5 protein-coding genes are annotated in these 6000 nt (G+C 62.5%); 3 read left to right on the top strand and 2 right to left on the bottom strand.

Going from position 1 to position 6000, the window contains the following annotated elements; translation table 11 throughout:
• Window positions 1-137 precede the first annotated feature (137 nt).
• The 3 genes from FHS49_RS14455 (at window position 138) to FHS49_RS14445 (ending at window position 3770) form a co-directional block, all read left to right on the top strand.
• Window positions 138-1403 (top strand): CaiB/BaiF CoA transferase family protein, encoded by a 1266-nt coding sequence (locus tag FHS49_RS14455; protein WP_184019754.1) that lies wholly within the window; start codon window positions 138-140, stop codon window positions 1401-1403.
• Complete coding sequence (locus tag FHS49_RS14450; protein WP_184019752.1) at window positions 1403-2023, top strand: isochorismatase family protein; 621 nt, start codon at window positions 1403-1405, stop codon at window positions 2021-2023. The genes FHS49_RS14455 and FHS49_RS14450 overlap by 1 nt, the downstream gene beginning before the upstream one ends.
• A gap of 244 nt (window positions 2024-2267) precedes the next feature.
• Window positions 2268-3770: an aldehyde dehydrogenase family protein gene (locus FHS49_RS14445; RefSeq protein WP_184019750.1), complete on the top strand. Its 1503-nt coding sequence runs from the start codon at window positions 2268-2270 to the stop codon at window positions 3768-3770.
• 91 nt (window positions 3771-3861) lie between these two features.
• Here the strand turns inward: FHS49_RS14445 and FHS49_RS14440 are convergent, their stop codons facing one another.
• Both FHS49_RS14440 and FHS49_RS14435 read right to left on the bottom strand, forming a co-directional pair.
• Window positions 3862-4662, bottom strand: coding sequence for an alpha/beta fold hydrolase (locus tag FHS49_RS14440; RefSeq protein ID WP_184019748.1), 801 nt, complete (start codon window positions 4660-4662; stop codon window positions 3862-3864).
• Between the two features lie 10 nt (window positions 4663-4672).
• On the bottom strand, window positions 4673-5914 hold the full coding sequence (locus tag FHS49_RS14435) for an MFS transporter (protein ID WP_221240510.1): 1242 nt from the start codon (window positions 5912-5914) through the stop codon (window positions 4673-4675).
• Window positions 5915-6000 lie beyond the last annotated feature (86 nt).

Raw genomic sequence — 6000 nt, 5'->3', positions numbered from 1 at the left:
GCTGCGACCACCGCGCTGCGCAATACCCTGCGCACAGACCGCGGCACGATCGACGTGTTCGACTTCGGCCCCACCATGGAAAACCTCCGCGCCAACTGCTCCGAAGAAACCGGTCTCCCAGCCCCCATCCAGCCAAAATGGACGCACAATCTGAACGCCGCGGCGTAACAGACGTGACGGACGGCATTGAAAATAATGGGGCGCTCAAGGATATCCGGGTGATCGAGCTGGGGCAGCTCATCGCCGGACCTTTTTGCGGTCAGTTGCTGGGCGATATGGGGGCCGAGGTGATCAAGGTCGAGCCGCCACAGGTGGATGGCCCGAATGGAAAGACCGGCGGCGGCGATCCGATGCGCAATTGGGGGCATGGGGACGCCAAGCTCTGGTGGGAAGTCGTTGCGCGCAACAAGAAATCGGTTTCCGCCAATCTGCGCGTTCCGCAGGGTCAGGAGATCGTGCGCAAGCTGATCATCCATGCCGATATCCTGATCGAGAATTTCAAGCCGGGCACGCTGGAGAAATGGGGTCTCGGCCCCGAAGTGCTCCACGCCATCAATCCGCGGCTGATCATCGTGCGGGTTTCCGGCTATGGTCAGACCGGGCCTTATTCATCCCGCGCCGGTTTCGGCGGGATCGGTGAAGCCATGGGCGGATGGCGCTATATCGTGGGCGACGCCGATCGCGCGCCCAGCCGTATGGGCGTCTCCATCGGGGATAGTCTGGCCGCGACCTATGGCTGCATGGGTGCGCTCGCCGCACTTCACGCGCGCGAAAGCACGGGCAAAGGCCAGGTGGTTGACAGTGCTCTCTATGAAGCGGTGCTCCAGGTGATGGAGAGCCTCGTTCCCGAATATATGGTTTCCGATCATGTGCGCAGCCGCACCGGATCTGTGCTGGAGGGAATCGCGCCCTCCAACGTCTATCCCTGCAGCGATGGTGAATTTCTGATCGGTGCCAATCAGGATGCAGTGTTCGGCAGGCTGTGCACCGCGATGGGCCGTCCCGAGCTTGCGACCGATGAGCGTTATGCCACGCATCTTGCGCGCGGCGTCCGCCAAAAGGAGCTGGACGATCTGATATCGGATTGGACCCGCACGCTGACCGTGGACACGGTGGAGGCGCTGATGATCGAACACAGCATTCCGGCAGGCGCGATCTATCGCGCGGCGGATATGCTGGCGGATCCCCATTTTGCCGCGCGCGACGCGCTGGTCGAGGTGGACAGCCCGCGCTGGGGCAAGTTCAAGATGCAGAACAGCTTCCCCAAATTGTCCGACACGCCGGGCTCGATCCGCAGCCTCGCCCCCGCCACGATCGGGCAGGACAATGAAACCGTCTATCGTGATCTGCTGGGGCTCAGCGCCGAGGATCAGGCCAGGCTCGCCGATGAAGGGGCTATCTGATGGACGAACTGACTGCCAATTATGCAGGCGCTTTCGATGGCCATCTGCGGCCGGGCCGGAAAGCCGCGTTGCTGATCGTGGATGTGGTGGTCGCCTATCTCGATCCCGCCTCCAATCTCTATGCACAGGCCGAACCGGCGCTGGCATCCAATGAAAGGCTGTTGGCGGCGGCACGCGCTGCGGGCGTCCCGGTGGTGTTCACCAATGTGGAATATCAGGCGGGTGGCGCGGATGGCGGCTATTTCTATCGCAAGGTGCCCGCGCTCAAGGCATTTCTGAAAGGGTCCCCCATGGGTGCCTTTCCCGACACGCTCCAGCCCGACGCCAATGACATCGTGGTCACCAAGCAATATGCTTCCGCTTTCTTCGGCACCTCGCTCGCGGCGACGTTACATAGCATGGGCGTGGATACGCTGTTCATCACCGGCTTTTCCACATCGGGCTGCGTGCGTGCATCCGCGCTGGACGCGCTGCAATATGGCTTCATCCCCTTCGTGGTGAAGGACGCCTGCGCGGATCGTCATCCGGGGCCACATGAAGCCAATCTGTTCGATCTCCAGGCCAAATATGCCGAGGTCGTTGACGAAGCCGAAGCGCTGCTGCTGATCGGCTCGATCTAGGCGGCAGCGGGAAGCGCCGGATGATCTCCTCCGCCGGGCGGACGACGGGGAACCCCGCGCACAGACATCGATTGACCGCTTTCGACTATCCGAGCAGCGGAGAAGGGTACCGCCCGCGATGCCCGTCGTGCGGATCGCGTCTAGCCTGTCATCGTGCCGGACGCATGGTTTATGCGCTCGCCATGGCCGGCGTTGCGCTAAGATCCGGTTCCAGATTTCGGTCATTTCCAGCAGGTGCTTTTCGATGAATAACCCGGTCACCCCGCAACTCAGCCCTGCAACACGCCAATTCCTAAAAGGACCGCTCGAACTGTTCATCGACGGCCGATGGGGGGCGGGCGTTGCGGAAAATTCTGTTGCCAGCCATGATCCGGCGACGGATGATCTCCTGGCTCATGTCGCGATCGGCGACGGTGCGGACATCGACCGCGCGGTGGCAGCGGCGCGCAAGGCGTTCGAAGGGCCATGGTCGCGTCTGTCGGGCTTTGAGCGCGCCGATCATCTGCGTCGCCTTTCCCGCCTGATCGATGAGAATGCGCAGACCTTTATCGAACTCGAAGTGCTCGACAACGGAATGCCGCTCGCCATAGCGCAATTGACCGTGAGCAGCACAGCGCGGCTGTTCGAATATTATGCGGGCTGGGCGGAGCGCATCGAAGGCACCACGACCACGCCGCCGCCGCATGTGTTGGCGGCCGGTGAAGCGCTGACCTATACCACAAGGGAGCCGGTCGGCGTGGTTGGGCAGATCATTCCGTGGAACGTGCCGCTGTCGATGGCCGGGCTCAAACTCGCGCCGGCGCTGGCTGCTGGGTGCACCGTGGTGCTGAAACCCGCCGAGGATACGCCGCTTTCCGCTATCCTGCTGGCCCGGTTGATCCAGCAGGCCGGTTTTCCCGACGGCGTGGTCAATGTCGTCAATGGCTATGGCCGTGATGCCGGTGCCGCATTGGTGGCGCATAAGGATATCGACAAGATCTCGTTCACGGGCTCCACCGATGTGGGGCGCGCCATCATCCGGTCTGCGGCGGACAATCTGAAGAAGGTGTCGCTCGAACTCGGCGGGAAATCCCCGGTGGTGGTGTTCGACGATGCCGATCTGGACCTCGCCGTGCCGGGTGTGGCGATGGCGACATTTTTCCTGCAGGGCCAGAACTGCATGGCGGGGACGCGCATTTTCGTCCACGAGCGTATCCATGATGAATTCGTGGCGCGCCTGGTCGCTTTCGTCGGCGCTTTCACGCTGGGGCACGGCCTGGATCCCGCCACCCAGATGGGGCCGCTCATTTCGAAGCGGCAGCGGGAGCGGGTGCAATCCTATATCGCCAGCGGCATCGAAGAAGGGGCCAAGCTGGTCTTGGGCGGCATAGCGCCGGAAGGCGCGGGCAATTTCCTGCAGCCGACGATCTTTACGGAAACGCGCCCCGATATGCGGATCGTGCGCGAGGAAATTTTCGGTCCGGTCATGGCGATCCAGCGCTTTTCCGATCCCGATCTGGATGTCGTCGCGCGTCAGGCGAATGACAGCGTTTTCGGATTGTCGGGCAGCGTATGGACGCAGAATCTGTCGATCGCCCACCGCATGGCGGCGCGCATCCGATCCGGCCATGTGTCGATCAACTGTCACGGCGCGGTGGGACCGAACATCCCGTTTGGCGGCTTCAAGCAATCGGGCTGGGGTCGCGAGTTCGGCCGCGATGGGCTGGATCTCTATCTCGATACCAAGGCCGTGACCGTCAAACTCTGAGAGCGACCATCTCCTGCCGCGGCCGATGGCGAAATGGGCTGGTCGCGCAAGCCGCTTCCGAACGGATCAGCCGGGATTGCCGCTCGACGCCTTAGCTGCGGAGAAAGGCGCTGACGGCATCCGCCCAGGCTTCCGGCTGCTGATCGACGATATCGATGCCGCCGCCCTCCAGCGCCGCATAAGCGAAATCGGGGCGGATCGCCCGGGCGCGCTGGGCCAGATCGAAGATCACATCGCCGGTGTTGGTCAGGATCAGCGTGCGATGCTCGATCGCGGCGAGCGTTTCGTCATGGCGATATTGGTAGGCGGCATGATGGCCGTGCCAATAGGCACCCTTGCCCACCATGGCCTGGATCACATAATCGCTGAGACGCGCATCCGATATCGTGCCTTCGGCCAGGTCGTCGCGAATGTCGAATAGCTCCACCATATGCTGCGCATGGGGCTTGGCCTTGTAATCCAGTTCGCGGCGATGAAGGCCGTTCATGAAATCCTGCCGTTCGGCTTCGGTGATCGGCAATGGTCCATTGAGAATGAGGGCGCTGAACCGATCGGGAAACTGGAGCACGGCCTCGGTTGCCGCCAGTGCGCCGGTGTGGTGGCCGAGGATGGCGCACGCAGAGATGCCGAGTGCGTTCAGGACCGGCGGCACGGCCTTGGCATAATCGCCGACGCCCGGCACGAAAGGGACGGGATCGGAGAGACCGAAGCCGGGCATGTCGATGCCGATCGCATGGAAGCCGCGCGCGGCCAGCGGCGCATAGACATTGTCGAACTGGCCCGATGTCATCGGTGCCTGGTGCAGCAGAACGACGGGATCGCCCTCCCCCAGATGCTGGAAATGGACCTGGCCGAACGGGCCATCGGCATAGCCGCGCCGCGGTGTCGTCATCGGTATATCCTCAGCTATTCTGGTGGTGGGCCGGATAGCGGCCGAGTGTGAGCAATAGGACGCCGCCAGTAACGAACAACGCCATATCGGCCATCAGCATCGGATCATAGCCGCCGGTGCGATCGCGCACCATGCCATAGACGATGGGGGAGATCGCCGCACCGATGCCAAAGGGCATGTAGAGTACGCCATAGATCCGGCCATAATGGGCCATGCCGAAATATTTGGCGGCCAAAAATGCGATGACATCCGATTCTGCGCCCGCCGCAAAGCCGAGCAGGAAGGCGGCCATCATGATGAAGGGCAGAGTGGTGGTCGTCCCGATCAGGATCCAGCACGCCATCGCGGGCATGATCAGCGCGGGAAAGGCGACGCCCGGAGCCCACAGGCGATCGAACAGAAAGCCGATCAGCAGACGCCCGGTCAAGATTCCGATCGCGACCACGCTCATGATGCCGGCAGCCACATCGGCGGAAAAGCCATGCAATTGGACGATCTGCGCCATATGGATATGGGCGCCGCCATAAGCGAAGGCGACCAGCAGGATCGATCCGAACAAGGCCCAGAATCTATAGGTATTGATGGCTTCGCGCAGCTTCAGTCCCCAAAGCGCGCCGCCCGCACCCGTCATGCTGGCGGGGCGCTCTTCAGGCTTTGGTTCCCTGAACCAGGCAAGGCCGATCGGCAGCGCGATGAGCAGCGGCAGCAACGCGACCACCGGGAAACCCATGCGCCATCCGCCCGCCGCGATCGCCCTTTGCGCGATCTGCGGCACGATCAGCGCCGTAAGACTGGTGCCCAGCAACATGATCCCCAGTGCAAGGCCGCGACGCTTGTCAAACCACATGCTGATCGCGCGGCTCCAGGTGACGGGTGTCGAACCGATGCCGATCAGGCCGAGCGCGGCCCAGGATAGAAGATATCCGGTGGGCGAGGCGGGGATGAAATAGAGCGACGCAAACCCCATTCCGAACATGAAAAGCGAAATCAATGCGACGGGGCGCACCCCGAACTTGTCCGATGCGCCGCCGACGAGAGGCGCCATGAGCGCGCCGAGTACGCCGAAAATGGTCATACCCCCGCTGATCAGCGCAAAGTCCCAGCCATATTCTGCATGGATCGGGCCGATCATCAAAGGGATGACATTCAAAGGAACCGGGGAGGCACCGCAGGCCACGCCCAACAGCGCGGCGAACAGCGGCTTTCCACCTAATTTGAACTCGGAGCGCGTGCGGTGGTTTTCGATGGTCATTCCCCCTTGCGGCGTCGGCCGGGTTCCGGAAAAGCTAGCGCTGCACATCCATGAGGCCGCATCTCGTGTCGGAAATGTTTGCCAGG

The organism is Sphingobium boeckii (genome assembly GCF_014199215.1).
In the GTDB taxonomy this organism is placed as follows: Bacteria; Pseudomonadota; Alphaproteobacteria; order Sphingomonadales; family Sphingomonadaceae; genus Sphingobium_A; species Sphingobium_A boeckii.
The sequence above is the reverse complement of the archived record's forward strand: the minus strand, read 5'-3'. Positions and strand labels throughout refer to the sequence as shown.